The organism is Natronohydrobacter thiooxidans (assembly GCF_001884735.1).
Classification (GTDB): Bacteria; Pseudomonadota; Alphaproteobacteria; order Rhodobacterales; family Rhodobacteraceae; genus Roseinatronobacter; species Roseinatronobacter thiooxidans_A.
In genome coordinates, this window is sequence record NZ_MJAP01000018.1 from 1 (window position 1) to 23043 (window position 23043).

The 23043-nt window shown below is 61.2% G+C and carries 23 protein-coding genes and 1 pseudogene; 5 read left to right on the forward strand and 19 right to left on the reverse strand.

The genetic code is table 11. The annotated features are described in order from the left end of the window. The first annotated feature begins 160 nt into the window (after positions 1-160). Together BG457_RS20730 and BG457_RS11030 are read left to right on the forward strand one after the other, a co-directional pair. Positions 161-553 carry an Arm DNA-binding domain-containing protein gene (locus BG457_RS20730; RefSeq protein ID WP_425434923.1) on the forward strand — a complete coding sequence of 131 codons (393 nt, stop codon included), beginning with the start codon at positions 161-163 and terminating at the stop codon, positions 551-553. Continuing rightward, positions 507-776, forward strand: coding sequence for a hypothetical protein (locus BG457_RS11030; RefSeq protein ID WP_139257695.1), 270 nt, complete (start codon positions 507-509; stop codon positions 774-776). Before BG457_RS20730 ends, BG457_RS11030 begins: the two co-directional genes overlap by 47 nt. 459 nt (positions 777-1235) lie before the next feature. Here BG457_RS11030 and BG457_RS11035 read toward each other — a convergent pair whose 3' ends face one another. The 7 genes from BG457_RS11035 to BG457_RS11065 all read right to left on the reverse strand — a co-directional run bounded on the left by BG457_RS11035 (position 1236) and on the right by BG457_RS11065 (position 7617). Then, positions 1236-1634 carry a YciI family protein gene (locus BG457_RS11035; protein WP_139257697.1) on the reverse strand — a complete coding sequence of 133 codons (399 nt, stop codon included), beginning with the start codon at positions 1632-1634 and terminating at the stop codon, positions 1236-1238. 79 nt (positions 1635-1713) lie between these two features. Beyond that, positions 1714-3558: a TRAP transporter large permease subunit gene (locus BG457_RS11040; RefSeq protein WP_175546783.1), complete on the reverse strand. Its 1845-nt coding sequence runs from the start codon at positions 3556-3558 to the stop codon at positions 1714-1716. 186 nt (positions 3559-3744) lie between these two features. Beyond that, positions 3745-4794, reverse strand: a complete 1050-nt coding sequence (locus BG457_RS11045; RefSeq protein WP_071797215.1) for a C4-dicarboxylate TRAP transporter substrate-binding protein — start codon at positions 4792-4794, stop codon at positions 3745-3747. Between the two features lie 31 nt (positions 4795-4825). Beyond that, positions 4826-5431, reverse strand: a complete 606-nt coding sequence (locus tag BG457_RS11050) for an NADPH-dependent FMN reductase (protein ID WP_071797216.1) — start codon at positions 5429-5431, stop codon at positions 4826-4828. Between the two features lie 21 nt (positions 5432-5452). Next, positions 5453-5839 (reverse strand): nuclear transport factor 2 family protein, encoded by a 387-nt coding sequence (locus BG457_RS11055; protein WP_071797217.1) that lies wholly within the window; start codon positions 5837-5839, stop codon positions 5453-5455. Next, positions 5839-6747, reverse strand: a complete 909-nt coding sequence (locus tag BG457_RS11060) for a VOC family protein (RefSeq protein WP_071797218.1) — start codon at positions 6745-6747, stop codon at positions 5839-5841. Before BG457_RS11060 ends, BG457_RS11055 begins: the two co-directional genes overlap by 1 nt. A gap of 24 nt (positions 6748-6771) precedes the next feature. Beyond that, the gene (locus tag BG457_RS11065; protein ID WP_071797219.1) at positions 6772-7617 is read right to left on the reverse strand and encodes a fumarylacetoacetate hydrolase family protein; all 846 of its coding nucleotides are present in this window, start codon (positions 7615-7617) and stop codon (positions 6772-6774) included. Between the two features lie 181 nt (positions 7618-7798). On the opposite strand from BG457_RS11065, the gene BG457_RS11070 reads away from it, so the two are divergent. Continuing rightward, on the forward strand, positions 7799-8476 hold the full coding sequence (locus BG457_RS11070) for a GntR family transcriptional regulator (protein WP_084657600.1): 678 nt from the start codon (positions 7799-7801) through the stop codon (positions 8474-8476). Positions 8477-8485: 9 nt separating this feature from the next. On the opposite strand, the pseudogene BG457_RS11075 reads toward BG457_RS11070, so the two are convergent. Further along, positions 8486-9410, reverse strand: a pseudogene (locus tag BG457_RS11075) (pirin family protein). A 171-nt stretch (positions 9411-9581) separates the two neighbouring features. Here BG457_RS11075 and BG457_RS11080 point away from each other — a divergent pair. Beyond that, positions 9582-10493, forward strand: a complete 912-nt coding sequence (locus tag BG457_RS11080; protein ID WP_071797220.1) for a VOC family protein — start codon at positions 9582-9584, stop codon at positions 10491-10493. A gap of 239 nt (positions 10494-10732) precedes the next feature. On the opposite strand, the gene BG457_RS11085 is transcribed toward BG457_RS11080, so the two are convergent. The 6 genes from BG457_RS11085 to BG457_RS20595 form a co-directional block, all read right to left on the reverse strand. Next, complete coding sequence (locus tag BG457_RS11085; protein WP_071797221.1) at positions 10733-11536, reverse strand: HpcH/HpaI aldolase family protein; 804 nt, start codon at positions 11534-11536, stop codon at positions 10733-10735. 12 nt (positions 11537-11548) lie between these two features. After that, positions 11549-13288 (reverse strand): L-arabinonate dehydratase, encoded by a 1740-nt coding sequence (araD, locus tag BG457_RS11090; protein WP_071797222.1) that lies wholly within the window; start codon positions 13286-13288, stop codon positions 11549-11551. Position 13289: 1 nt separating this feature from the next. Beyond that, positions 13290-14807, reverse strand: coding sequence for a tripartite tricarboxylate transporter permease (locus BG457_RS11095; protein ID WP_071797223.1), 1518 nt, complete (start codon positions 14805-14807; stop codon positions 13290-13292). Between the two features lies 1 nt (position 14808). Continuing rightward, positions 14809-15279: a tripartite tricarboxylate transporter TctB family protein gene (locus BG457_RS11100; protein ID WP_084657601.1), complete on the reverse strand. Its 471-nt coding sequence runs from the start codon at positions 15277-15279 to the stop codon at positions 14809-14811. A gap of 39 nt (positions 15280-15318) precedes the next feature. Further along, on the reverse strand, positions 15319-16326 hold the full coding sequence (locus tag BG457_RS11105; RefSeq protein ID WP_139257699.1) for a Bug family tripartite tricarboxylate transporter substrate binding protein: 1008 nt from the start codon (positions 16324-16326) through the stop codon (positions 15319-15321). 78 nt (positions 16327-16404) lie between these two features. Further along, the gene (locus tag BG457_RS20595) at positions 16405-16614 is read right to left on the reverse strand and encodes a hypothetical protein (protein ID WP_245770987.1); all 210 of its coding nucleotides are present in this window, start codon (positions 16612-16614) and stop codon (positions 16405-16407) included. Here BG457_RS20595 and BG457_RS11110 point away from each other — a divergent pair. Beyond that, positions 16520-17476 carry a LacI family DNA-binding transcriptional regulator gene (locus BG457_RS11110; RefSeq protein ID WP_425434925.1) on the forward strand — a complete coding sequence of 319 codons (957 nt, stop codon included), beginning with the start codon at positions 16520-16522 and terminating at the stop codon, positions 17474-17476. The genes BG457_RS20595 and BG457_RS11110 overlap by 95 nt on opposite strands. Before the next feature lie 22 nt (positions 17477-17498). Here the strand turns inward: BG457_RS11110 and BG457_RS11115 are convergent, their stop codons facing one another. The 5 genes from BG457_RS11115 to BG457_RS11135 form a co-directional block, all read right to left on the reverse strand. Further along, entirely contained in the window at positions 17499-18422 is a 924-nt protein-coding gene (locus tag BG457_RS11115; protein WP_071797226.1) for a hydroxyacid dehydrogenase, read from the reverse strand. A 65-nt stretch (positions 18423-18487) separates the two neighbouring features. Then, a complete protein-coding gene (locus tag BG457_RS11120) occupies positions 18488-19642 on the reverse strand; it encodes a mandelate racemase/muconate lactonizing enzyme family protein (protein WP_071797227.1) in 1155 nt (384 codons plus the stop codon). Continuing rightward, positions 19635-20672 carry a tagatose 1,6-diphosphate aldolase gene (locus tag BG457_RS11125; RefSeq protein ID WP_071797228.1) on the reverse strand — a complete coding sequence of 346 codons (1038 nt, stop codon included), beginning with the start codon at positions 20670-20672 and terminating at the stop codon, positions 19635-19637. The genes BG457_RS11120 and BG457_RS11125 overlap by 8 nt, the downstream gene beginning before the upstream one ends. Further along, positions 20669-21589, reverse strand: a complete 921-nt coding sequence (locus BG457_RS11130) for a PfkB family carbohydrate kinase (RefSeq protein WP_071797229.1) — start codon at positions 21587-21589, stop codon at positions 20669-20671. The genes BG457_RS11125 and BG457_RS11130 overlap by 4 nt, the downstream gene beginning before the upstream one ends. After that, positions 21586-23043, reverse strand: coding sequence for an NAD-dependent succinate-semialdehyde dehydrogenase (locus tag BG457_RS11135; RefSeq protein WP_139257703.1), 1458 nt, complete (start codon positions 23041-23043; stop codon positions 21586-21588). The genes BG457_RS11130 and BG457_RS11135 overlap by 4 nt, the downstream gene beginning before the upstream one ends.

The following is a 23043-nucleotide window of genomic DNA, read 5'->3' on the forward strand; positions in this document are numbered from 1 at the left end:
ATCAAGACGGATACTCACTTCGGCTCGTAGAGGCCACGTATCTCGTTGGGAAGGCTTGATAATTTCTCCCACGAGGGTTCAGGAAGCTTCTGGGCGCGTTCGTGCAGTTCTATGCCGTTTGATACCTTGCGGCATCGCGGTAGCACAGGAGAACGCTACGATGCCACTGACAGTAAAGCAGATCGAAGCCGCCCGTTTCGGTGTAGACAAGGAGCGGCTTGGCGATGGGGGTGGGCTTTACCTGCGCCTGCTTCCCAACGGGGCGAAGCGGTTTCAGGTTCAGTTCGCGCGCGCGTGTGCGCTGACTGAAGACCGTCTGTCCATCAAGGCGATCCGAATTGACCTGGGCGGCCCGGCGCAACAAGTCCCAGACGCTTGTGATCCTGGCGAGGCTCATCCCGGGCGCAGGAAGAGCAAAACAAAGCGACCTGTGGCGGTGGCTGATCATGGTGTCTTGCTGCGCAATGTGGCACGGCGCTGGCTCCCTTCCAATGCTGGCACCAGCCATGGCGTCAGAACAACGTATCTTGTCGGATGCGCTCGCTGGGCTTGACCAGCTTCATTCCTTTCAGGTGCAGCGCGGCGACACTGTTGTTTTTGCACAAGCCCCGCGCGGGCGCGGTCCGGATGGGCTGGCCAACATCAAGTCCTGTGCGAAAAGCATTGTCGGGCTTTTGCTGGGTCAGGCGATAGCGCAGGGCAGGATTGATGGCGTCGGCGCACGGCTGGGCGATGTTGGCCCTGCGCTGATCCCTTCCGGCGCGTGTCCGATCTGACGATGGTGCATCTGGTCACCATGCGCGCCGGGCTAGTCTCGTATCCCGTCGCGCTCTTTCGCAATCCTTGGTCGTGAACGAGATATTATGCGGCTGCGCGGCCTGCATGCCAGTTTCATGTCCTCGCGGTCTAGCGCTGACATATCTCACAACGATGCGCGCGGATAACAGTAGGTTTGCTTGGGCGGTGTTGAGAAAACGTGAGCCCAGGAAGGCTGCAGCCCGCTGCCCTTGCAGCCGCGACGATCTTCTTGACCGCCTGCGCGGAGATGAGCTCTGAGACCGCGCACAGCACCTTCCCGCCGGTTGTCAAGTATAGCTGGGTGTGGCAGACGCGCCTGGCAGAGGAATTTGCCACGCTGCCAGAGCAGGCGCGGGCCTGTGCGAGTAGATAGGTTGGGCAAGGCTTCTGAACTATTGCGTGGCCAAGACCGCGTTCGGCCGCGCAATGTATAATGATCACAACACCTTGACTGCACCCGAAGAATAGGAAATCTCGACGGTAAGCTTGCCCTCATTGACCAACCAGGGACGGATTTCGTAACGCCGCGCGCCGGATTTGTGCATGGGATCGGCCTCCATAATCTCGCGCGCCTGATTCATCGAGTTCGCCCTGATCACCACGGTTCCGTCGCCGCGCCATTCCTGTTCATCCTCGGTCCAGTTCGGTCCGGCGGCGAACATGATGCCGCGGCTTTCGAGATCGACCTGAAAGGCGAGGTGATCCTCGATCACGGCAAGCACCGCGTCCAGATCACCGGTTGGCGTTGTGTGAACGATGTAGAGCTGCTTGCCGAGCATCCCCTTTTTCTTGACCAGATCGCGGATCGCCTGTGCCGACATCGCGTGTTGTGCCATGGTATTTTCCTCCTTTGCCGAGTTGTGTTTCATTTCGAGTGCTCGCAGTCTCGCGGGTGCAACGACGCGCCTGCCTTGTTCAGAGAATGCCGATAACCACCACGGGAAAGGCGAGCATCAGCAGCACCAGAACCAGCATGGCGGCGAGATAGGGCAGCGCGCCCAGATAGACATCACCCAGCGATACCCGCTCGCCCAGAGCCGCCTTGACCACGAAGGCAGCGATTCCGAAGGGCGGGGTAAGAAGTCCGATCTCGACCGCGACGATGGTGACGATGCCGAACCAGATCACCACTTCAGGCCCGATGATGCCGCTGCCCAGCGAGGTGACGAGCGGCAGCATCAGCGGCACCGTGATCACGATGATTGAGGTGGAATCGAGGAACATGCCCATCACGATCACGACGCCGATGAACAGCAAGAGGACCATCCAGAAACCTAGGCCCATATCGGTGACCAGATTGACCATCTGCATCGGCAGCCCGGTCATGACCAGAGAGCGCGAGAACAGGCTGGCGCCAATGATCAGGAACAGCACCGCGACGGTGATCTGCCCGGTCTCGGTCAGCACATCGCGGAAGTTGCGCCAACTGAGCTTGCGGCGGATTGCGGCCAGCAAAAGTGCGGCAAACGCGCCGATAGCACCGGCCTGAGTGGGGGTGAACCAGCCCATATAGATGCCGCCCAGAACCACCCCCACCAGTATCGCGATCGGCACCAGCAGCCGAAACGACGAGCCGAGGGTTTCGGGCTCCAGATCGTCGCTGGTTTCGGGAGCGCCGATGAAACGCGGCGCGAAGCGCGCCAGAAGCACGATGGTAACGCAAAACAGCAAGGCGAGCAGTATCCCGGGCACGACCGCGGCCATGAAGAGCCGGCCGACAGAGCTTTCCGAGACAAAGGCGAAGATGATCAGAAGCAGGCTTGGCGGGATTAACATGCCGAGGATCGACGAGCCCGCAACCGTGCCCGCGGCAAAGCGCGCCGTATAGCCATGCGCCATCATCTGCGGCACGGCCACGCGTGAGAAGATCGCGGCCGAGGCGATGGAAATGCCGGTGACAGCAGCAAAGATCGCATTGGCGACCACCGTCGCCACGCCCAGCCCGCCCAGCAGGCGACGTGTCCACCACGCCGCGACCTTGTAGGCATCGCGCCCGATATCGGCGATGCCGGTCAACAGCCCCATCAGCACGAAGAGCGGCACGACGCCGAAGTCGAACTTGTCTATGGTTCCGGTCGCGGCCACCTTGAGCGTGCGAAAAGCTACTGCGGGATTGTCGCGCACCAGCCAGATCGCGCCCAGGCCGATCACGCAGAGCACGATGGCGACCGGCATGCCACTGAGTAGCAGCAGGAACAGGAAAGCGATGGAGAAGATGCCGATGGTCACCCTCTCGAACCCGGCATTGGCGACGCCGGCGAAAACCAGCATGACTGTTGCCAGCATCAGGGCCAGCACCAGAACCTCGCGAAGAGTAGTCCCGGTCCGGACGGGCCTTGACAGCAACTCCTGGGTCGGCGCGATGACCTGTCGGGCGAATTCGACCGCAAGCGCCACCGCACCGATCAGCGTTGCCAGCGTGAACGGCCAGATCGGCGCGCTGAATACCGTCATGGTGCCGAAATAGGTTCCGCGCGCCAGGTCGCGCTGAAAGTCGGGCAGCAGATGCAAGGCCAGAACGCCGATGACCGCGGCAGCCATGGCCGCAAAGAGGATATCGAGCACCCGCGCCGAAAACACGCTCTGCCGTTCGATTGTACTGTAGAGAAAGTCGATCCGGGTCAGTCGGCCGGTGCGCGTGGCATGGGCAAGTTGCAGAAAGACGATCGGAACGATGGATTTTTCGGTCAGTTCGATCACCCCGTAGAGGGGGCTGGCAAAGAGCTTCAGGCCGATCACATCCGCGCAGATCAGAAACATCAACAACAGAATCCAACAGGTCGCAAAGGCGGCCAACGCGGCAAGAAGACGATCATATATTTGTGTGATAGCTGTGCTGGTTCTCTTGAATGTCATCTGCGCTTGCATTGTGGCCTCCTCCCATTTGGCGCCGGCTCCCCCGGCGCGCGGGGCCGCACGGACAGTGCCGTGCGGCCGTGGTCATGGTCACTGCGACCAGTCGCGCAGGGGCGTCTCGCCCGCATCGGTGATAGCCGCCATGTAGGCATCGAGCAGTTCGGCGCCGTAGGGCAGGTTCGCCGCCCATTGGCTAGCCAGATCGGGCAGCATTTCCGCCCAGCGCGCACGTTCCTCCTCGGGCAGCGTGCTTACGGTAACAGCGGGATCGTCCTGATAGGCGGCGATGACGTTCTGATATCGCGCTTGCAGGAGCGCACCATTCTCATTGCTATATTCGCGCCCCAGTTCGACCAGAACCTCTCGTATGTCGTCGGGCAGACCTTCCCAACTGTCGCGGTTGACCGACATGGCACCGATGAAGTTCGCACCCAGACCGACGAGCGTTACATAGGGCGCAACCTCCTGAAGGCGCAGCGGATAGGCGCCGGTCAGAATGACAAGTACGCCGTCGGCGATTCCGGTCTCGACCTGGTTGTAGTAGGTGGTCAGCGCCCCGCTGACCGGCACGGCACCGACTGCCGACAGCCACGCCCCCGAAGCACCGGGCGCAAGGATGCGCCGGCCACGCAGATCGTCAACGCTTCGGATCGGAAAGTTCGTCAGCAGATGATAGGTGTCGGCTGCGGATGCGCCCAGAAACACCTGATGGTGTTCATCCCAGGACTCGGCCAGGAACGGCAGCTCGTCATGGAGCCGGTTGAACGTGTCGAGCAGAAGCTGCGGGTCGTTGGTGGTGAAGGGCGTGTAGAAGGTGACATTCTGGTAGGGCATGCTGCTTTCCTCCCACAGCGTGCCGACCCAGCCGATATCGGTGATACCCAGTTCCACCGCCGCCAGCGTGTCGCCAAACCCATAGAGCGAACCGCCAAAGGCTTCGGTCCAGTCAATGCGGTTGGGCGAGCCCGCCGCCTCCAGCCGGGCATTGGCTTCGGCAACAACCCGGGATTGGAGCGGTGCGACCCAGGGCAGCGCCGTGGTATGGCTTGACGCGATGGTCAGCCCATAAGTGTCGGCTTGCGCCGTGCCGGTGCCGAGGCCGGCTGCGAGCATAAGGCCCGCCGAGATGGTGCGTTTCATGGTTTCCTCCCTTTGCGTGAATCCGGTTTGATCAGGGGCCGGTGGCCGCCGTTACGGTGCCAGCAGGCTCAAGGCGCATGCGACGCTCGCGCAGCATCGCCCCCCATTCCGCCAGCGCATCGAGCATGTCGCGCGCCGCCTCGATCTGGGTCGGGTTGGGGCTGAAGTGCCCCGCCTCATCGCATTGCTGGCGGTAGAGCGGTGCCACCACATTGTGGTTGAGCGGCACCATGTTGAGCGCCACGCCAACCCGGCGCAGATCCTCGGCGGCGCGCAGCGCGCCCGAGATCCCGCCATAGCTGATTATCGACATCGGCTTGCCCTTCCATTCCTGCGCCAGATAGTCGAGCGCGTTCTTCAGAGCCCCGGGAATGCCGAAATTGTATTCGGTGGTTACGAAGACATAGGCATCCGCCCGGTCGATGATATGGCTGAAACGCTTGGTGTGCTCATGCGTGTAGCGCGCCAGACGCGGGTGGTTCGGCTCGTCCATCAGCGGCAGGGCCAGTGCCTTGAGATCCACCAGTTCGGTGCGGAAGCGGGCATCGCGCTGTGCCGCCTCCTCGAACCAGCGCGCGACGGCAGCGCCGCCACGCCCTTCGCGGACGCTTCCCAGAATGATCTGCAGTGTCAGCATGTTGTGCTCCTTTCCCGCCGCTCACCCGTCTCGGGCAATTGGCGTTGCCTGATAGGCGCGGAACCGCCAGGCGTGTTCTTCCAGAGCCCAGACGGCGAGATACCGGCAATCAAGATCGCGCCGAGTTCCGGCAACATCGACTGTGCCCTTCATGAGGCCATGGACAACCGCCACCCCGGGCAACGCATCTACGCCTTCGATGGTGAAGTCGAGCCGGTGATAGGTGAAATGCCCGCTCTTGACCTTTTCAAGGTAGCTGTCGCGGTCATCCGCCTCGCCACGCGAATGGATGTAGACCAGCGCCGCCGAACACATCATGCGCAGCGCGGTGGTGTCGGCACCAAGCATGGCGATCCGGCGGGTCTCTTCCAGGCCCGCAACCTCGCGCGACAGCGCGGCCGCGCCCATCACACGGGTTCCCTGACTGCTGCGCAGGGGTTGAAATGTTCCATCCAGGCTGTCGACGGCAGCTGTCCCCAGCGATTGACGACCTTGTAGTTCGACAGGTTCTCGCCCGGATCGACGATGCGCGCCTCGAAGGCCGGGTCGTCGATCACCTCCATCTCGGCGGTGCATTCGACAAGGAACCCCGCCGCATCGACGTAATAGGCAAACAGATTGTCGCCCGCGCCGTGCCGCCCCGGCCCCCAGACCAGCCTGCGGTCAAGCGCGTCGAGCACATCGCCCAACCGCTTGAAATCGGCAAAATCGGCAAACTCCCAACTGTAGTGGTGCAGACCCGGCGCCTCTGACTTGACGAAGGCCAGAGTGTGGTGACGCCCGTCACCGGCCCGCATCCAGGAAATTTCCCAGCCAGCGGTCCGCTCGGACAGCTTGAGGCCAAGCACCTGCATCATCTCTTCGGCAGCGCCCGCCGGAACGCGTGCGGCAAGGTTGACGTGGTCGATATAGCGCGGGTGGATGCCCGGTCCGGGATAGCGCATCGGCTGATCGCGCCGCATCGGTGTATGCACCTCGATCTGGTGGCCCTCGCGGAAGCGCAGCGTCACCGCCCGAGCGATCACGGGCAGCGAGGGCGTCTCGCTCACGATCTCCACGCCTGCCGCGCGGGCACGCCGGGTAACTTCGTCCACCTGCGCGCCATCCAGCGCTTCAAGCCCGATGGTGCGCAGCGCGCTCTCACTGGCTTGATGAAACACAAGTTCGGCATGGCGCGTATTGGCCGTCAGCAGGGCGTGCGATTTGTCGCGCGCGACAAGCGACAGCCCCATCACGGCCTGCGCATCATCGATGGCTGCGTCGATATCGGCGACATCAAGGGCGACATAGCCCAGACGTTGAACAAGCGGTTGCATGGTCTTTCTCCCTTCTCGCCGCGCTCAGGCGGCAGCGACTTCGTCTTCAATGTGGTTTTGCAGGATTCCGATGCCCTCGATCTCGACCTCGACAACATCGCCGGGCTTCATGAACAGCTTTGGTTCGCGCGCCCAGCCGATCCCTGCGGGCGTGCCGGTGGCGATCACGTCGCCGGGCTCCAGCGTGATTGCTTCGGAAATGATCGCGATCAGATCGGCCACCGAATAGAGCATGTCGCCGGTATCGCCGCTCTGGACGGTCTCGCCATTCAGGCGCGTGGTGATCCCAAGTCCCTTGGCCCCTTCGGGCAGTTCGTCCGGGGTAACGATTTCGGGGCCAAAGGCGCCGGTACCGTCGAAATTCTTGCCCACGGTCCATTGCGGGGTCTTGAACTGGTAATCGCGGATCGAGGCGTCGTTGAAGATCGAATAGCCCGCGACATGTTGCAGCGCCACTTCCTGCGAAACATGCCGCGCCTGCCGACCGATGACCACTGCAAGCTCGCCTTCGAAATCTAGCTCTTGCGAGCTGCGCGGCCGGATGATCGACGCCCGGTCGGCAACAAGGCTGGTTGCGAAGCGCGGAAACAGAGTCGGATAGGAGGGCTGTGCATAGGGCGACTCTGCCGTGTGGTCGGCATAGTTCAGCCCGACACAGATGATCTTGCCCGGCCGCGGCACTGGCGGCAGCAGGCGTATTGCGGCCAGATCGAGTTCGGGCGCGGCTTCGAGCGATGCAAGCCGATTCTTGATCGCCGGGTCACCGCTCAGGACAGCAACCGGGTCGATCGCCCCAAGGTCGTGCCAGCTTCCCCCTTGCTTGACGGCAACCCCCTCAACCCCGTCCCTAGAATAGGTCATCAGCCGCATGTCGTGCTCCTTTGCAATATGAGTTGTGTTCCGAAATATACTGTTTTTTCCAAAAGTCAATTATTTTGGAAAATATATCCGGACGCGGGTGGAGGCGATGGCTGCACGGGCATTTTCCATAAGCGTTGACTTCTTGGAGATTTTCCATATTTTTCCAAAATATACCTGAAAGGAGATCCCATTGGAGCAGACATCCGTTTCAACCGCGCGCAGTCCGACACGGACCGCCGAGATCCTTGATGTCTTGCGCACCGACATCCTCGAAACCCGTCTGCAGCCCGGAACGCGGCTACGATTCGACGAATTGCGCCGAAGTTATGATGCCGGCATTTCGCCGCTGCGCGAGGCGCTGATGCATCTGGCGTCAGAAGGGCTCGTGGTGTCGGAAGAGCGGCGCGGTTATCGGGTGGCGCCAGTATCCGAGGATGATCTGCGCGAGATTGCCAAGCTGCGCGGCGAGTTCGACGCGCTGGCAATCGCCGAGAGCATCCGGCGCGGCGACGAGTTGTGGGAAGGCCGGGTCATCGCCGCCTTCCACGCCCTTCAGAAACGCAGCAAGATCGGCCCGGATGGCGAGATCGACCGCGAATGGGAAGGCCATCACATCCGCTTCCACGATGCGCTGGTGTCGGAATGCGGCATGCCGAAGCTGATGGGCTTTCGCACCATTCTCGACCTGCAGGCGCGCCGCTACCGCCGCATCGCCGTGCACTACCTGACCGCCCCGCGCGATGATCTGGCCGAGCACCGCGCCATTCGTGATGCGGTGCTTGACCGTGACATTACCGAATCGGGTCGGCTGATCCGCGCGCACTTCATGCGCACGGTGGATATCATCCTGACCAGGCAGCTTGGCTGAGACAGGGCGTCAGGATAAGGGAATATGCTCATCGTGGTCCTCGGGCGGCAGGTCGAAGCGGCCCTGCCCCCAGCGTTCGGCGCGCCATTCCTCTTTCGCAGCCTCGATGCGTTCGCGCGAGGAGACCACGAAGCTCCACCAGATATAGCGCGGCCCGTTCATCGTCGGCCCGCCCATCGCCATCAGCCGCGCGCCCTGCGCGCCCGCCTGCACGGTGATCTTGTCACCGGGGCCGAACACCATCATCTGACCGGCATCATAGCTTTGCCCGGCGATGCTGAGCGACCCTTCGGTGATGTAAAGCCCGCGATCTTCATGATCATCGGGCAGCGGGAAGCGCGCGCCGGGTTCCAGCACCACATCCAGATAGAAGGTTTCCGAATGCAGCGACATAGGCCTTGCCCAGAATCAGCCGCGCGGTGATGCCGGTATCGCTGATCTCGGGCAACGCGTCGCGCCCGTGATGCTCGAAGGCGGGCGCGTCATCCTCATGGTGCTCGGGCAGGGTAATCCATATCTGGATGCCAAACAGGCTCGACGGCCCCTTGCGCGCCGCTTCCGGCGTGCGTTCGGAATGCGTGACACCGCGCCCGGCGATCATCCAGTTGAGCGCGCCGGGCTCGATGATCTGATCGGCGCCGGTGCTGTCGCGGTGATGGAAGCTGCCGCGATAGAGACAGGTGACCGTGCCCAGCCCGATATGCGGGTGGGGGCGCACATCCACCCCCTGCCCGGTCAGGAACTCGGCCGGACCGGCCTGATCGAAGAAGATGAAAGGCCCCACCATCTGCCGCTTGGGTGTCGGCAGGGCGCGGCGCACCTCGAAGCCGCCAAGGTCGCGAGCGCAGGACACGATCAGGGTTTCGATCGCGTTAACCGCGGTATCGCCGGGGCAACCGGGGTCAAGGGTTGGGTTCCAGCTTGTCGGGGGCACTCCTCTTTGGCTGTGGCAAGCGTATGGAAGGGCGGTTTCGCACGCAAACCTTTCCCGTTCGGCAAGAGCGAACACGGGTTTCGCGCTGGCAGCCTTTGGGCGGGTGCGGCACTCTGCCTATCTGCAAGGGGCAGTGTGGTTACTGCGAAACAGGAACAATGAGCGAAGACCATGCCCGGCGGCATCCACCATGTCACCGCGATCACGGCGCGGGTTCAGGCCAATGCGGATTTCTACGTGGCCTTTCTGGGCCTGCGGCTGGTCAAGCAGTCCGCCGGTTACGCCGATGGCGCGCAGTTGCTTCTGTTTTACGGCGATGCTGCGGCCAGCCCCGGCAGCATCGTCAGTTTTCTGGTCTGGGAGGCAGGCGCGCGCGGGCGCACCGGGCATGGCCAGCCCTCGGAAATCGCCCTTGCCGTCCCGTCTGCCAGTATCGGCGACTGGCTGGCTCGCGCGCTCGTGGCGCAGGTGCCGGTTCAGGGGCCATCGCGCGAGTTTGGCGAGCCGGTGCTGCCGCTGAAGGCCCCCGACGGGATCATCGTCAAGCTGGTGGGCGCGGACATGCTCGCCGCCGCGCCCCTTCCCGACCCCATCGCCCCCACGCGGCTGCGCGCCGTCACCATTTTGAGCGCCGTGGCCGAGGCCACCGCCGGTTTCCTGTCGCATTTCGGATATCGAGAGGTTGCGCGCGAGAGAGCGTTGCGGCGGCTTGCATCGGGCACCGACGTTATAGACCTGCGCGATGCGGCGGGTTATGTGCCGGCCATCCCCGGCGCCGGGATGATCGACCATGTGGCGTTGCGGCGGCTTGCATCGGGCACCGACGTTATAGACCTGCGCGATGCGGCGGGTTATGTGCCGGCCATCCCCGGCGCCGGGATGATCGACCATGTGGCGTTCCGAGCGGCCGATATCGCGGCAGTGCGGGAGATGCGCAAGTCGCTCACCCGCGCCGAGGGCCTGACCGAAATGCATGACCGGCTCTATGTCAGGTCTCTGCGACAATCAACAACCTGCGTTACCGTCGCGCCTCCCAGAACGACCGCGCTCACGATCGCCAGCTTCTCATCGTCACCCCAATAACGGCACCGCTCGACCCCCAGAATTTCGCCCCGCATGTTCTCTCCGCGCATAAGAGACGTCATTAACGACGTCGCTATGCAGGTGTCTTGGGCTATCAGCCCGCCTCCCGGCAGGCAGTGACAATCGGGCGGTTACAGCCCACCCTCTGCGGGGCAGCAAGCCCCGTATCATTTCACGACACAAGGCAAAGCTGGCCGAACCAAGCGTTCTGCCAGCATAACCATCACCCGCTCCAGAATTCAATATGCAGACTGACCTTCAGCCATTGCTGGCGCTTGTGCGCCGCCAAGTGCCTTCACGACTTCTCTCGCCCGTGTCGTCATCAACGCCATATCCGAGCCGATGGCCGTGAAAGAATATCCCATATCCCTGAAGCTTTGCACCATTGCCGGTGTCGGCCCAACGATTCCGACCGGTAAGTTCAGCTTGCGCGCCTGATGAGCCGCATCGGCCAGAACGGATTGCACCTCACGATGCCCGATCTGTCCAAGATACCCCATCGACGCCGCCAGATCGCCCGGCCCGACGAACACCCCGTCAAGCCCTTCGATCTTTGCGATCTCTGGCAGCGCGGCCAATGCCTCTGGCGTTTCCAGCTGCACGATGACGCAGGTTTCAGCGTTTGCGCGCTGCAAATAATCCGGCGCGGCACCATAGCCAGAGGCTCTATGAACCGCGGCCACGCCGCGCGTGCCCAGCGGTGGATATTTTGCGGCCGCGACGGCCGCGCGCGCCTCGTCAGCCGATTGGACAAAGGGAAGCATTATCGACTGCGCGCCCGCATCCAGAACCTGCTTGATTGTAACCGGATCATTCCATGGCAGCCGTACCAGCGCCTTCGCCGGTGTCGTCGCAATCGCGCGCAACAGGTTCGCGGTTTCCGCGATCCCGACCGGCACATGCTCCATATCCAGCACCAGAAAATCAAAGCCAAGCTGCCCCAATGCTTCGGCGGTCGACGGTGCGCCAGACATCAGCCAGGTTCCTAATTGACAATGATCCTTTGCCCTTAGCCTCGCTTTGAATGCGTTAGACAAATCCATGTCCGGTACTCCTCAGTAGATTGGCGGTTCTGGCACGACATCGATGCCTTCGAGAAAATCAAAGTCGCAGCCCTCAGGCGCTTGACTGACATGTTTTTGATAAAGCGCGGTGAAACTGCGCTTATAGGGCGACGCCGGAGGCACCCAGCCAGCGCGACGTTCGGCCAGTTCTTCGTCCGGCACTTCCATTTCCAGCCGACCAGCTTCAGCGTCGAGCACAATAATGTCACCCGTGCGCAACAGTGCAAGCGGACCACCCACAGCCGCTTCAGGCGCGACATGCAGAACACATGTTCCATAATGGGTGCCGCTCATGCGACCGTCACATATCCGGACCATATCTGTGACGCCCTGTTTCAGCAGCTTGGTCGGGATCGGAAGATTGCCCCATTCCGGCATGCCGGGCCCACCGACCGGCCCTGCCCCACGAAGCACGAGCACCGTGTCGGCGGTGACATCCAGATCCGGGTCGTTGATCCGGGCGGCCATATCCGCTGGACCATCAAATACAAGCGCAGGACCGCGATGCTTTGGCAGCTCTGCGGCAGAGCTTTTCATGACCGCGCCATCCGGTGCAAGATTGCCTTTCAGCAAGGCCAATGTCCGCCCCTGTGACAGCGGGACGACCGGGTTGTTCATCGGACGGATAACATCGTCATCGTAACAGGCAACACCCTCTAGCGCCGCCCCGACTGTCCGCCCTTCAACCGTGCGCGCATCACGGTCAATAAGGTCGCCCAAGCGGTCCATCAGAACAGGAAGCCCTCCGGCGAACCAGAAATCCTCCATCAGATAGCTGCCCGAGGGGAACAGATTGGCCAGCACCGGAACCCGCGCGGACATCGCGTTCATATCTGAAAGCGAAAGCTCCAGCCCCGCCCGGCGCGCCATGGCAATCAAATGAATCGCGGCATTTGTCGATCCACCAAGCGCCATATAGACCGCAAGACCATTGCTCAGACTGGACTGCGTCAGGATATCGCGTGGCTTCAGGTCTTCCAGCACCATCTCGACCGCGCGCTGACCTGTCCATGATGCAAGCCTTGGATGGCCCGAATCTGCTGCGGGAACACTGGACGCACCTGTTCTGGTCAGTCCCATTGCATCGACAATGGATGTCATTGTCGATGCTGTTCCCATCGTGTTGCAGGTCCCGTGCGAGCGCGTCATGCGGCTCTCAAGGTCGATCCAGTCGTCTTTCGAAATCTCGCCGGTTTGCAACTCGTTCCAGTATTTTTTGGTATGCGTTCCCGCACCGGTGACCTGCCCGCGCCACCGGCCCGAGGACATAGGCCCTGCCGGACAGAAAATCGTCGGCAGATTCATTGACAATGCGCCCATCAGCAATCCGGGCGTGGATTTATCGCACCCCCCCAGTAGCACGCAGCCATCGACCGGATGAGAGCGCAGCAACTCTTCTGCCTCCATCGCGAGAAAGTTGCGGTAGAGCATTGTCGTAGGCTTAACCATCACTTCGCCGACCGACAAAGCGGGCAGTTCGATCGGGTAGCCTCCGGCCTGCCAGATCCCGCGTTTCACAGACTCGGCCCGGTCCCTCAGATGCGCGTGGCATGGGCTAATATCGCTCCATGTGTTGAGGATCGCTATAACCGGTTTGCCAAGGAACTCTTCGCGCCGCATTCCCATCTGTTGAAGCCGCTGGCGATGGGCGAAGCCACGGATATCTTCTGACGCAAACCAACGCTGGCTGCGCAGAGCCTTTATCCTGTCAGACACCTTGCCTGCATTCATGTCACCGCCCTCCTGTTTCGCGATTATCCGCGTTGGTATCCGGTGCAGATTTTCCACCACGTCTGCGGATCGCACCGATGATCGGCGCCGTCACTGCCACGAAAGCGCAGAAAAATAAGATCATCGCGAGCGGCCCAGCCGTGAAAAACGCGAAGAAGTTCCCATCGTGCAGCAGCAGACCCCGGCGCAGGGTCTGCTCAAACTGTGGTCCCAGCACCAGACCGATGACCAATGGCGCCAGCGGAAAACCTGTCAGCCGGAAGAGCAGTCCCGCCGCGCCGAAAGCGACGGCGACAACCACATCCATGGGATTCCCGCGCACCGTGACAGCACCGAGAATCCCGAAAACGATGATCCCGGCCGTTACGATATGCTGGGGAACCGTCAACAGCTTTCCAAAAATCCGCACCAGCGGGAAAGCCAGCACCAGCATCACAAGATTGATGAGGATCAACACCACGAAGATCGCATTCACCAGTTCAAGGTTTTCAGACATCATCCGCACGCCGGGCGTGATCCCCTGCACCACCAAGGCGCTCAACAAAATCGCTGTGACCACATCACCGGGAATACCAAGCGCCAAAGTCGGGATCATCGCGCTGCCGGTAACCGCATTGTTCGACGATTCTGCCGCGACGATGCCTTCGGGCTCACCCTTGCCAAAGTTATCGCGCTTCGGGGATGATTGCCGGGCAAAGGCGTAGCTGATAAACGCCGCAGTCGCCGCGCCGGTCCCCGGCAAAGCGCCGACGAATGATCCGATGGCAGAGCTGCGCAGCAATGTCCTCACACGCCCCTTCCACGCCCGCAGGCTCGGCAAGCGCAAGCGAACGCCTGAAACCTTGGCGGTTTCCTTGTTGCCCGTCGCCACCCGCCAAAAGGCTTCGGACAGTGCAAACAGCCCGATGACCACAGCAATCAGATCAAAGCCGGCTGACAAAAATTGCGTGCCGAATGTGAAGCGGGCAGCGCCGGTCACAGGATCTGTGCCGACAAGAGCCAGCATCAGGCCGATCACCCCCATCAACAGCCCCTTGGCGGTGTTGCCATGCGACACTGCGGCGATGCATGTCAAAGCCAGCACGATCAGGGCAAAGACCTGAACCGAGCCAAAACTGGTGGCAAATCGCGACAGTTGCGGCGCGGCAAGGATCAGCACGGCGCAGGAAATAAGACCCCCGATAACAGACGCCATCGTGGCCCAGCCCAAAGCCAGCCCCCCCTCGCCATTCTGCGCCATAGGGTATCCGTCCAGCGCCGTTGCCGCAGCTTGCGGGGTGCCGGGAGAGTTGACGAGAACAGCAGAGATCGACCCGCCATAAACTGACCCGCAATACACCCCCAGAAGCAATGTCAGGCTGGGGACCACATCCATGCCAAACGTAAACGGCAGGCAAATCGACAGACCAACCACCGATCCCAGACCGGGCATGGCACCGATCAATATTCCAAGCGTCGTCCCCAGCACCAATGCGCTCAGTGTCCAGATATTGAACACATCCATCAAGACATCAATCATTTCAGAACATCCCCCCCGACACCATCAGGGGCAGCCTCAGACCCAGAATGTGATGGAACAGCGCCCAGAACCCCGGGCCTAGCAGCAAGAGCGCGCCAGCAAAGCGCAGCGGGCTGGTTTCGCGAAGCAGCACAAGGATAAGGGCCATGCCTGCCGTCACGGAGAAAAGGTAACCCAGATAAGGCAGTGACAGCGCCACCAGAAACAAAACCACCACCATCAGGGCGGCTCTGCCAAGATGTTTTGGCGCCTCGCCCGGATTGTCCGGCGATCTGGCGGGGATGAAGATCGCGCGAATGCCACACCCCGCCGCCAGAACGATCCACAGTGCCAGCAAGATGCGCGGCAATCGCATCGGCGAATCTGTAGAGGCGGTGTTGATGCCGCCCCCCGAGACAAAAGAAAACCACATGAGAAGTGCCGCCAGCCCTACCAGACCAAAGCACAAGACAGCCTCAGCCTGTCGCGACATCACGGCACCTCCCTTTTAATCAGCCAGCGTTTCTAGCGGTTATTGCGTCAGGCCCGCGTCTTGCAGGATTTGCGCGTTCACCTCGGCATTGCTGCGTACGAAAGCCTCGAAATCCTCAGGCCCACGATACATCAGGCCGGTATTGGTCTGCGCGGCCAGCTCTTGAAACGCCGTCGCGTCAACAGCAGCAGAACAGGCATCTGCCAACGCGCTTTTCTGCGCTTCGTCCAGACCTGTCGGCGCAACAAGGCCTTGCCAGACCGAGAATTCGAGATCGTAGCCAAGCTCGGCCATGGTCGGGATATCCGGATAGGCTTCAAGACGCTCGGCAGAGAAAACCGCCAATGCCGTCACATCGTAGGATTCCATGACCGTGGCAGTGTCGACAAACAGATCAATCTCGCCGCCTGCCATTGCATTCATCGCGACGCCTGTGCCGTCAAACGGCAGATGGACAGAGTTCATATCTGCTTCGGTGGCAAAGGCCGCCATCGCAATATGTGGGATCGTGCCCGGCCCGGAGGACCCGTAAACAACCCGGCTATCGGCGCCTTGCGTTACCCATTCTGCGACTTCCGACTTATCCGATCCGGCTGACTGCAAAAGAAATACAGGCGTCGAAGTCGTCTGGCAGATGTAGTCAAAACTGTCGAGATCATAGGCTGTGTCGCGCAGCGATGGCTGTATCGCCAACGGACCGATCGGAATATAGCCAAGTGTATTCCCGTCCGCTGATGCTTGCGCCACCGCAGCCGCACCGATGGTGCCGGACGCGCCAGCAATATTGCGAATGACGATTGTTCGATCAAGCGCCGCAGAAAACCCCCGCTCGAAAACGCGCGCAACTGTGTCGCTCCCGCCGCCTGCGCCAAATGGAACAACCAGCTCCATGGTCTGAGATTGCGCCGCTGTCGCAGCACCCAGCATCACGAACAGGCTGGCAAACGTAATCTTCGTTCTCATAGCTTCTCCTCCCCTCAGGTTTTGTGGCGAAGCATCCTCCCCACCGGTCAAAATAATAGCGCTACGATTTTTAACGTCAAACACTTTTCTCAGCTGCCGGGGAACCCACCAAAACGTGTTTTCCAGGACGTGTGGCACAGCCGTGGCAGGCGCGCTCTTGTGTCATGTCCACTCCTCGGGATAGTTTTGTGCGGTAGTAAACTGGAAATCTGAGGGCAAAATGACGGAGGTGGAAAAAGCGCAGCGTGTCCGGCGCGGGATGGAGCGCGTGACCATGATGGATGTCGCGCGCCACTCTGGGGTCTCTGCATCTTCGGTGTCGCTTTTTCTGCGCAAACCGGAAGCGGTTTCTGCAAAAATCGCGCCACGCATCGCCGCCGCCATCGAGAAACTGGGCTATGTCCCCAACTATGTCGCAGGCGGTCTGGCCGCAGCGGGATCGCGGGTCGTCAGCGTGATCGTGCCATCGCTGCGAAATGCGTTCTTCTCGGAAACCGTGTCCGCACTCGAGAAGAACCTTTCGCGAAATGGCTTGCAAACACTTGTGGGACATACAGAATATTCGCTTGAGCAAGAAGAGCGCCTTGTCAGGGCGGCACTTTCATGGGCACCGGCGGCGATTGTTCTGACCGGGAATGATCACACGGATGGGACCCGAAACCTTCTCCTCAAAACCGCAACACCCGTGGTCGAAATGTGGGAATTACCCGACGCCCCGATCGATTGCGCAGTTGGCTTTCCCCACGAAGAGGTGGGCCGTGCCATGGCCCGGCATTTCATAGCGCGCGGCTATGAGAATGTGGCCTTTCTGGGGGCGCGTCTTGACGAAGATACGCGCGCAGCCAGCCGGGCGCGCGGGTTCATGGAAGAAATGCGCGAGGCCGGGTGCAAAGCGCAACTTATCTCAGACCCGGCCCCTGCGAGCACCGCCACGGGCGCCCGCATGCTCGACGCGATCGGAAACGATGTGCGGGCTGTGGCCTGTTCAAACGATATCGTCGCGCTTGGCGTTTTGTTCGAAGCGCAGAAACGCGATCTGACGATACCAGACAGATTGGCCGTCGCGGGGTTCGGTGATCTCGACTTTGCTGCAAATTGCGTCCCGCCACTGACAACCATACGCCCACAAGCGGAACAAATTGCCGAAACCGTCGCCAATTGCATCCTGAACCGCGAAAGCGAGCAACGCAGCTACCGAACTGACTTTGCCCTGATTCCACGCCGCAGCGCCTGAGCACCCTCCCCCGGACCGGACCTCAGGCCTCAAGATGCCGGACCACATTCTGCACTGTGATCCAGCTTATGCGCGTGTTCGATTCCACTGTCACACCGGCAATATGGGGCGTTGCGATCAGATTGGGCACCCCGGCCAGCGCGTTTCCCGATGCCAACGGTTCATTGGCAAAGACATCCATGGCAGCGCCGCCGATCCCGCCCGCCTGCAAGGCGCGCGCAAGCGCGGTTTCATCGACAATCTGCCCGCGCGCCGTGTTGATCAGCACAGCCCCCGGCTTCATCGCCGCAAGACGCTCTGCATTGAACAGACCTCGCGTTGTGTCCGTCAATGGCACATGCAGGCTGACAGCATCCGCAGCCGACAGAAGGGTTTCAAGCGTTTCATGGCGCTCTGCGCTCTGCCATGCCGGATGATCTGCGGGCAGGAACGGGTCATAGGCGATTATCGTCATCCCGAGCGCGCGCGCGCGTTGTGCAACTGCCTGTGCAATGGCCCCATATCCGACAAGCCCAAGACAAGCACCTGCACATTCATAGCCGATCATCGCCTGCCGTGGCCAATGTCCGGCCAGCACTTCAGAACTGCCCATCCAGGCCGCGCGGCGTAGAACAAGAACCGCTGTGACGACATATTCAGCAACCGATACCACATTGCCGCCAGTGGCAGGACAGACTTCGATCCCGCGCTCAGCCGCAAATTCCGTGTCGATATTGTCAAGACCGACCCCCAGTCGCCCGATCACACACAAGCCGGACGCTGCCTCGATCAGGGCGCGGTCAACCTTCGTGCGGTTGCGCACAATCAGACCATCCGCATTGGCACAGACCTGCCGCAAACGCTCGGCATCATCGACCAGTTCAGGGTCATATGTCACATCATGGCGCGCGCGCAGCCAGTCAATCGCTGGCGCGTCCATGAACTCGGATATCACGACATGGCCCATGGGTTTCCTCTCTTTTAGTCACAATTCCTGAAATGCCCGGTCGTTGCACTGCAACGCCGAAAAACTCATGTTTCACGCTGCAAGGTCACAAAGCTCTCAAGTTCTTCGGGCAGGCTCCTGAAACCATGCCCAAGCCCCGGACGCGCAGACAAAGTCCAATAACCATCCGAGATATGTGCCTGCGAACTTGCAACAAGGTCGCGCAATGGATTGGCGTTTACATCGACTTCAAGCGCGCCCGCGCCCCCGGCAGCCGCGAGAACATGGGCGGAAGCAAGCAGCCCAATCCCGCCACCCAGAAAATGCGGGCAGTATATCTGGCCGTTTTCAAGCGCCTGTTGTGCAACCGCCAGATTGCCGCTGACACCGCCCCATTTGCAGACGTCGGGCTGCACATAGCGCAAATGCCCGGCCCCGATCTGAGTATCGAAATCCGCAAATCCAGCTATATTCTCGCCTCCAGCCAAGGGCACGCCGATCTTTGCAAGTTCAGCCCAGTCAGCAAGCGAAGCATCCGCCACAATCGGCTCTTCCATCCACCGCAACCCCAAAGGCGCGATCTTCGACAGAAACGCACTGGCCTCGGGCACAGACCATGCCTGATTTGCGTCGGCACTCAGCGTCTCAGTCGGTTGCACCAGGTTCATGCAATCGCCCAGCGCCTCTGGCTCCCCGGTGCTGTCGAACCCGACTTTGACCTTGAAGCCGCGAAACCCGATGCTACGCGCGCTTTCAATCGCCTTGGCAGCATTGGCAATATGGATCCCGCTCGCATAGGCCGCAACACGCGCGGCAGGGCGGTCCGACAGCACAGCCGATAGCGGAACCCCGCTGCGCGTTGAAACCAGATCCCAAGCCGCGATATCAAGCCCTGCAATGGCCTGCCGGAACGGTCCCGGCTCACCACATTGCAACGCCCGGATACGGGTCGTTGCCTCAAGGGTGCGCAGCATCTCGGCCGGGCTCTCCCATGTCCGCCCCAGCACGATATGGGCCAGATCATCCATCAACAGATGGACCCGGTGCTCCGCCCCGGCTACAGGCCAGTTTGCAAAAACCTCGCCCCAGCCGACCGCGCCGGACGCCTCTTCGATGCGCACGAACACTGCCGGCCGATCGCGCATGACACCGAAAGACGTTGCGACCGGCGCAGTCAGCGGTGCGCGCAGCGACCAGGCACTAATCCTGTCGATACGAAAGGACAGACCAGTCTCATGCATAGGCGCAAGCGAAGGCACCTTCGCGGTCAATCGTCTGGAAATCATAGCTCGGTGACCACGGCTTCGCATGCGCGCGTGTCAGATCGCACAGGCGCTGCATGCGGGCGCTTCCGTCCTGTGCCAAGGCGTCAAGGACGGCCGCGCGGTCAGGAAAATGCGACTGGATCGCATCCAGCCAGATCGTGCGACCGGCAAGGAACCCCTGAGCGCCCGCAGCATAGGAATAGCTGAGCACCCGCTCGAAATCCTCAGGCGCAGCGCCTCCTGACAGCAGAACCCAAGGAATGCCCGCATCCCTGCAGATCTGGCCGATCGCCTCGAATTGCGCCGCCGCTTCTTTGGCTTCTGCGCTGCCATTACGCTCCGGCAACGACGCCGCAGGCAATGGCGATTCCAGCTTGTAGAGGTCAACGCCATATTCAGGCTTTGCAAATTCCCGCACGCTTTCGACCACCAGATCGGCCCGCTTATCGGCGCTTTCCACATAATCCGTGGTATATTGCTTGCTGTCGGCAAACGGATAGACCAGAAGTTCCAGCACGAAGGGAATGTCATGACGGCGACATTCCGCAGCAACCGTGCGCACATAATCCTGCTGGTGACGAATGACTTCTGGCGCGGCATCAGGGCGATACCATGCCAACACTTTGACGGCATCCCCACCCAGCCTGCGGATCTTCTCGACACTCCAATTATCGATGGAACGCGAAATGCGCCCCCCGGCAGTATCATCAAAGCGATGCTCTTCAAGCGTAACGATCAAACCGGTACGCGCGGGCAGAATATCGATAGCGGCAGGCACTGCGAAATTCGGATCAAGCAACATCGAAGAGGCGTGGTGCGACAGCCCCTCGACCAACAGGCGTTTCGCGGCAAGCATGTCATGGAACGAAACCTCGCGCGCGGCCTGTCCACGCGCTTTGGCAATGGCATTCACAAGCGGCGGGCGCTGATCGAGGGCTACCATTGTAAAAAAACCATCCGCATCCGCCAAGCGCGCCATCCCGCGCGTTTTACCGATCTGAGTCATTCTAGCGTTCTCCACAGCTTGAGTGTTTGTTGAAAATTGGGAATTCCGGCGCGGCCGTTGCGCCGCGTGCATTTCAATGCCGCCGCTGCCGCCGCGAAACCAGCGGCGGACTGGCTGTCAGCCCCTGCCCCGATGGCCATGGCCCATGCCCCATGAAAGACGTCGCCCGCACCATTCGTGTCGACGACATCGACATCGAACGCGGGGTGATGGCGGTGCTGACCGGCCTCGATCCAGTCAACGCCCTGCGCGCCGCGCGTCACCGCCGCGACCTGGCAGCCATATTTCACCAGCTTCTCAAGCCCCTCTGGGCCTGCAAACTGCGCTAATGCCTGCTCAGAGAAAATGGCGTGATCGGTCAGCGGCAACAGGGTTTCAAAGACCGACGCTTCGGCAACATCCGCATCCAGTACTGTCGGCACCCCGGCATCCCGCGCGGCGCGCAACACTGCGACCGCGCCCTCCGGCCAGCGCGGGTCCACAAGGACCGCATCAGCCTCACGGACCTTCTCCAGGTTAAGCCAGTCAGGCGATTGCGGCAAATCCGCACCGCGAAAATTGACGATCAGGCGCTCGCCTTCCGGATCGACCAGCACGCAGGACACCGACGACCGGGCATTCTCGAACAAGCGGAACTGATCGACATTGACGCCATCAAGCGCAAGCTCGCGTTTCATGGCCAGACCTGCACTGTCCTGCCCGGCACGGCCCCAGAATTGCGCTTGCCCGCCAAGCTGGGCAACAGCGACCGCGGCTGTAGCCGCCATCCCGCCACCACCCGACACATAGCCACCTGCCACGGATTTACCTGCATCCTGCGGCAGCAAACCGACCGACCAGATGTGATCCATGGCCGTAAGCCCGAGGCAGATCACCACCGGATCAGTCTTTGTCCAACCTTGGGCTGCGGCAATCATAGACCAGCTATGCAGAGATATTTCATCTCCACATACTCCTCGATCCCATGGCGCGACCCTTCGCGACCAAGGCCGGATTGCTTGACCCCGCCAAACGGCGCGGCCTCATTCGCGATCATGCCGGTATTGATCCCGACCATGCCGGATTCCAATGCTTCCGCGACCCGGAACACCCGCGCCAGATCGCGGCTGTAGAAATACGCCGCAAGGCCGAACTCGCTTCGATTTGCCAGTTCGATCGCCTCCTGCTCAGTTGCGAAAGGGATCACCGGGGCAAGTGGTGCGAAAGTTTCCTCTCGGGCCACAAGCGCATCGGGGCTGACATCTGCAAGAACGGTCGGCTCGAACCACGACCCGCCCAAAGCGTGCCTTTTGCCACCCGACAGCACGCGCGCGCCGCGCGTCACCGCATCCTGCAAATGGGCCTCGACCTTTTCCACAGCCGCAAGATCAATGAGCGGGCCTTGCTCCACCCCGTCCTGCGCGCCGTCACCCACATTCAGTTTCTGCGCGGCTTGCGCCAAGCGCTGCGCGAAGTCTTCGGCGATAGACTGGTGCACATAGATCCGGTTTGCACAGACGCAGGTCTGACCGGAATTGCGAAACTTCGCGATCATCGCGCCCGCAACGGCGGCATCAAGGTCTGCATCCTCGAAGACAATGAAAGGCGCATTCCCCCCCAGTTCAAGCGAGAGCCGCTTGATGTCATCTGCACTTTCACGGATCAACCAGCGCCCGACCTCGGTCGAACCTGTGAAACTGATCTTTGCGACATCCGGGCTTTTGCAGAAGATCGACCCGATCATCTGCGCCTTGCCGGTCACCACCTGAAACACGCCAGCGGGGATGCCCGCCCGTTCCGCCAGCACCGCAAGCGCGATTGCTGAAAGCGGTGTCTGGGACGCAGGTTTCACGATGATCGGGCACCCGGCAGCAAGCGCGGGACCGGCCTTGCGCGTGATCATGCCATTGGGGAAATTCCACGGCGTGATCGCAGCGCAGACCCCGATGGGTTGTTTCAGAACGATAACGCGCCGGTCCTGTGCCGGTGCGGGGATCACTTCGCCGTAAACGCGCTTGGCCTCTTCGCCGAACCATTCCAGATAGGCGGCATTCGACAGGATTTCGCCTTTGGCTTCCGCCAGCGGCTTACCTTGTTCCCAAGTCAGGATCTGCGCCAGATCATCCGCATTCGCGACGATCAGATCATACCATTTGCGTAACAGCGCACTGCGCGCCTTGGCGGGGCGCCCGGCCCAATCGGCGCGCACGGATTTTGCGGCAGCAATCGCGCGCTCGATCTGCTCTGCACTCAGGCTCGGGACAGACGCAATCACGGCCCCATCCGCAGGATTTGTCACAGCAATCGCGGCCTCTGGCGCTGCCGCAATCCACGCGCCCGCGATGAAGGCATCTGCGCGCAGCAAGCTCTGATCAATCAGTTTCAATGTCAT

Excerpts from the sequence above, each read along its gene's own strand:
- BG457_RS20730 (WP_425434923.1), top strand. The coding sequence starts at position 161 with ATGCCACTGACAGTAAAGCAGATCGAAGCCGCCCGTTTCGGTGTAGAC.
- BG457_RS11030 (WP_139257695.1), top strand. The coding sequence starts at position 507 with ATGGCGTCAGAACAACGTATCTTGTCGGATGCGCTCGCTGGGCTTGAC.
- BG457_RS11035 (WP_139257697.1), bottom strand. The coding sequence starts at position 1,634 with ATGGCACAACACGCGATGTCGGCACAGGCGATCCGCGATCTGGTCAAG.
- BG457_RS11040 (WP_175546783.1), bottom strand. The coding sequence starts at position 3,558 with ATGTTTCTGATCTGCGCGGATGTGATCGGCCTGAAGCTCTTTGCCAGC.
- BG457_RS11045 (WP_071797215.1), bottom strand. The coding sequence starts at position 4,794 with ATGAAACGCACCATCTCGGCGGGCCTTATGCTCGCAGCCGGCCTCGGC.
- BG457_RS11050 (WP_071797216.1), bottom strand. The coding sequence starts at position 5,431 with ATGCTGACACTGCAGATCATTCTGGGAAGCGTCCGCGAAGGGCGTGGC.
- BG457_RS11055 (WP_071797217.1), bottom strand. The coding sequence starts at position 5,839 with ATGGGCGCGGCCGCGCTGTCGCGCGAGGTTGCGGGCCTGGAAGAGACC.
- BG457_RS11060 (WP_071797218.1), bottom strand. The coding sequence starts at position 6,747 with ATGCAACCGCTTGTTCAACGTCTGGGCTATGTCGCCCTTGATGTCGCC.
- BG457_RS11065 (WP_071797219.1), bottom strand. The coding sequence starts at position 7,617 with ATGCGGCTGATGACCTATTCTAGGGACGGGGTTGAGGGGGTTGCCGTC.
- BG457_RS11080 (WP_071797220.1), top strand. The coding sequence starts at position 9,582 with ATGCCCGGCGGCATCCACCATGTCACCGCGATCACGGCGCGGGTTCAG.
- BG457_RS11085 (WP_071797221.1), bottom strand. The coding sequence starts at position 11,536 with ATGGATTTGTCTAACGCATTCAAAGCGAGGCTAAGGGCAAAGGATCAT.
- araD (WP_071797222.1), bottom strand. The coding sequence starts at position 13,288 with ATGAATGCAGGCAAGGTGTCTGACAGGATAAAGGCTCTGCGCAGCCAG.
- BG457_RS11095 (WP_071797223.1), bottom strand. The coding sequence starts at position 14,807 with ATGATTGATGTCTTGATGGATGTGTTCAATATCTGGACACTGAGCGCA.
- BG457_RS11100 (WP_084657601.1), bottom strand. The coding sequence starts at position 15,279 with ATGTCGCGACAGGCTGAGGCTGTCTTGTGCTTTGGTCTGGTAGGGCTG.
- BG457_RS11110 (WP_425434925.1), top strand. The coding sequence starts at position 16,520 with ATGGATGTCGCGCGCCACTCTGGGGTCTCTGCATCTTCGGTGTCGCTT.
- BG457_RS20595 (WP_245770987.1), bottom strand. The coding sequence starts at position 16,614 with ATGCGTGGCGCGATTTTTGCAGAAACCGCTTCCGGTTTGCGCAGAAAA.
- BG457_RS11115 (WP_071797226.1), bottom strand. The coding sequence starts at position 18,422 with ATGGGCCATGTCGTGATATCCGAGTTCATGGACGCGCCAGCGATTGAC.
- BG457_RS11120 (WP_071797227.1), bottom strand. The coding sequence starts at position 19,642 with ATGCATGAGACTGGTCTGTCCTTTCGTATCGACAGGATTAGTGCCTGG.
- BG457_RS11125 (WP_071797228.1), bottom strand. The coding sequence starts at position 20,672 with ATGACTCAGATCGGTAAAACGCGCGGGATGGCGCGCTTGGCGGATGCG.
- BG457_RS11130 (WP_071797229.1), bottom strand. The coding sequence starts at position 21,589 with ATGATTGCCGCAGCCCAAGGTTGGACAAAGACTGATCCGGTGGTGATC.
- BG457_RS11135 (WP_139257703.1), bottom strand. The coding sequence starts at position 23,043 with ATGACATTGAAACTGATTGATCAGAGCTTGCTGCGCGCAGATGCCTTC.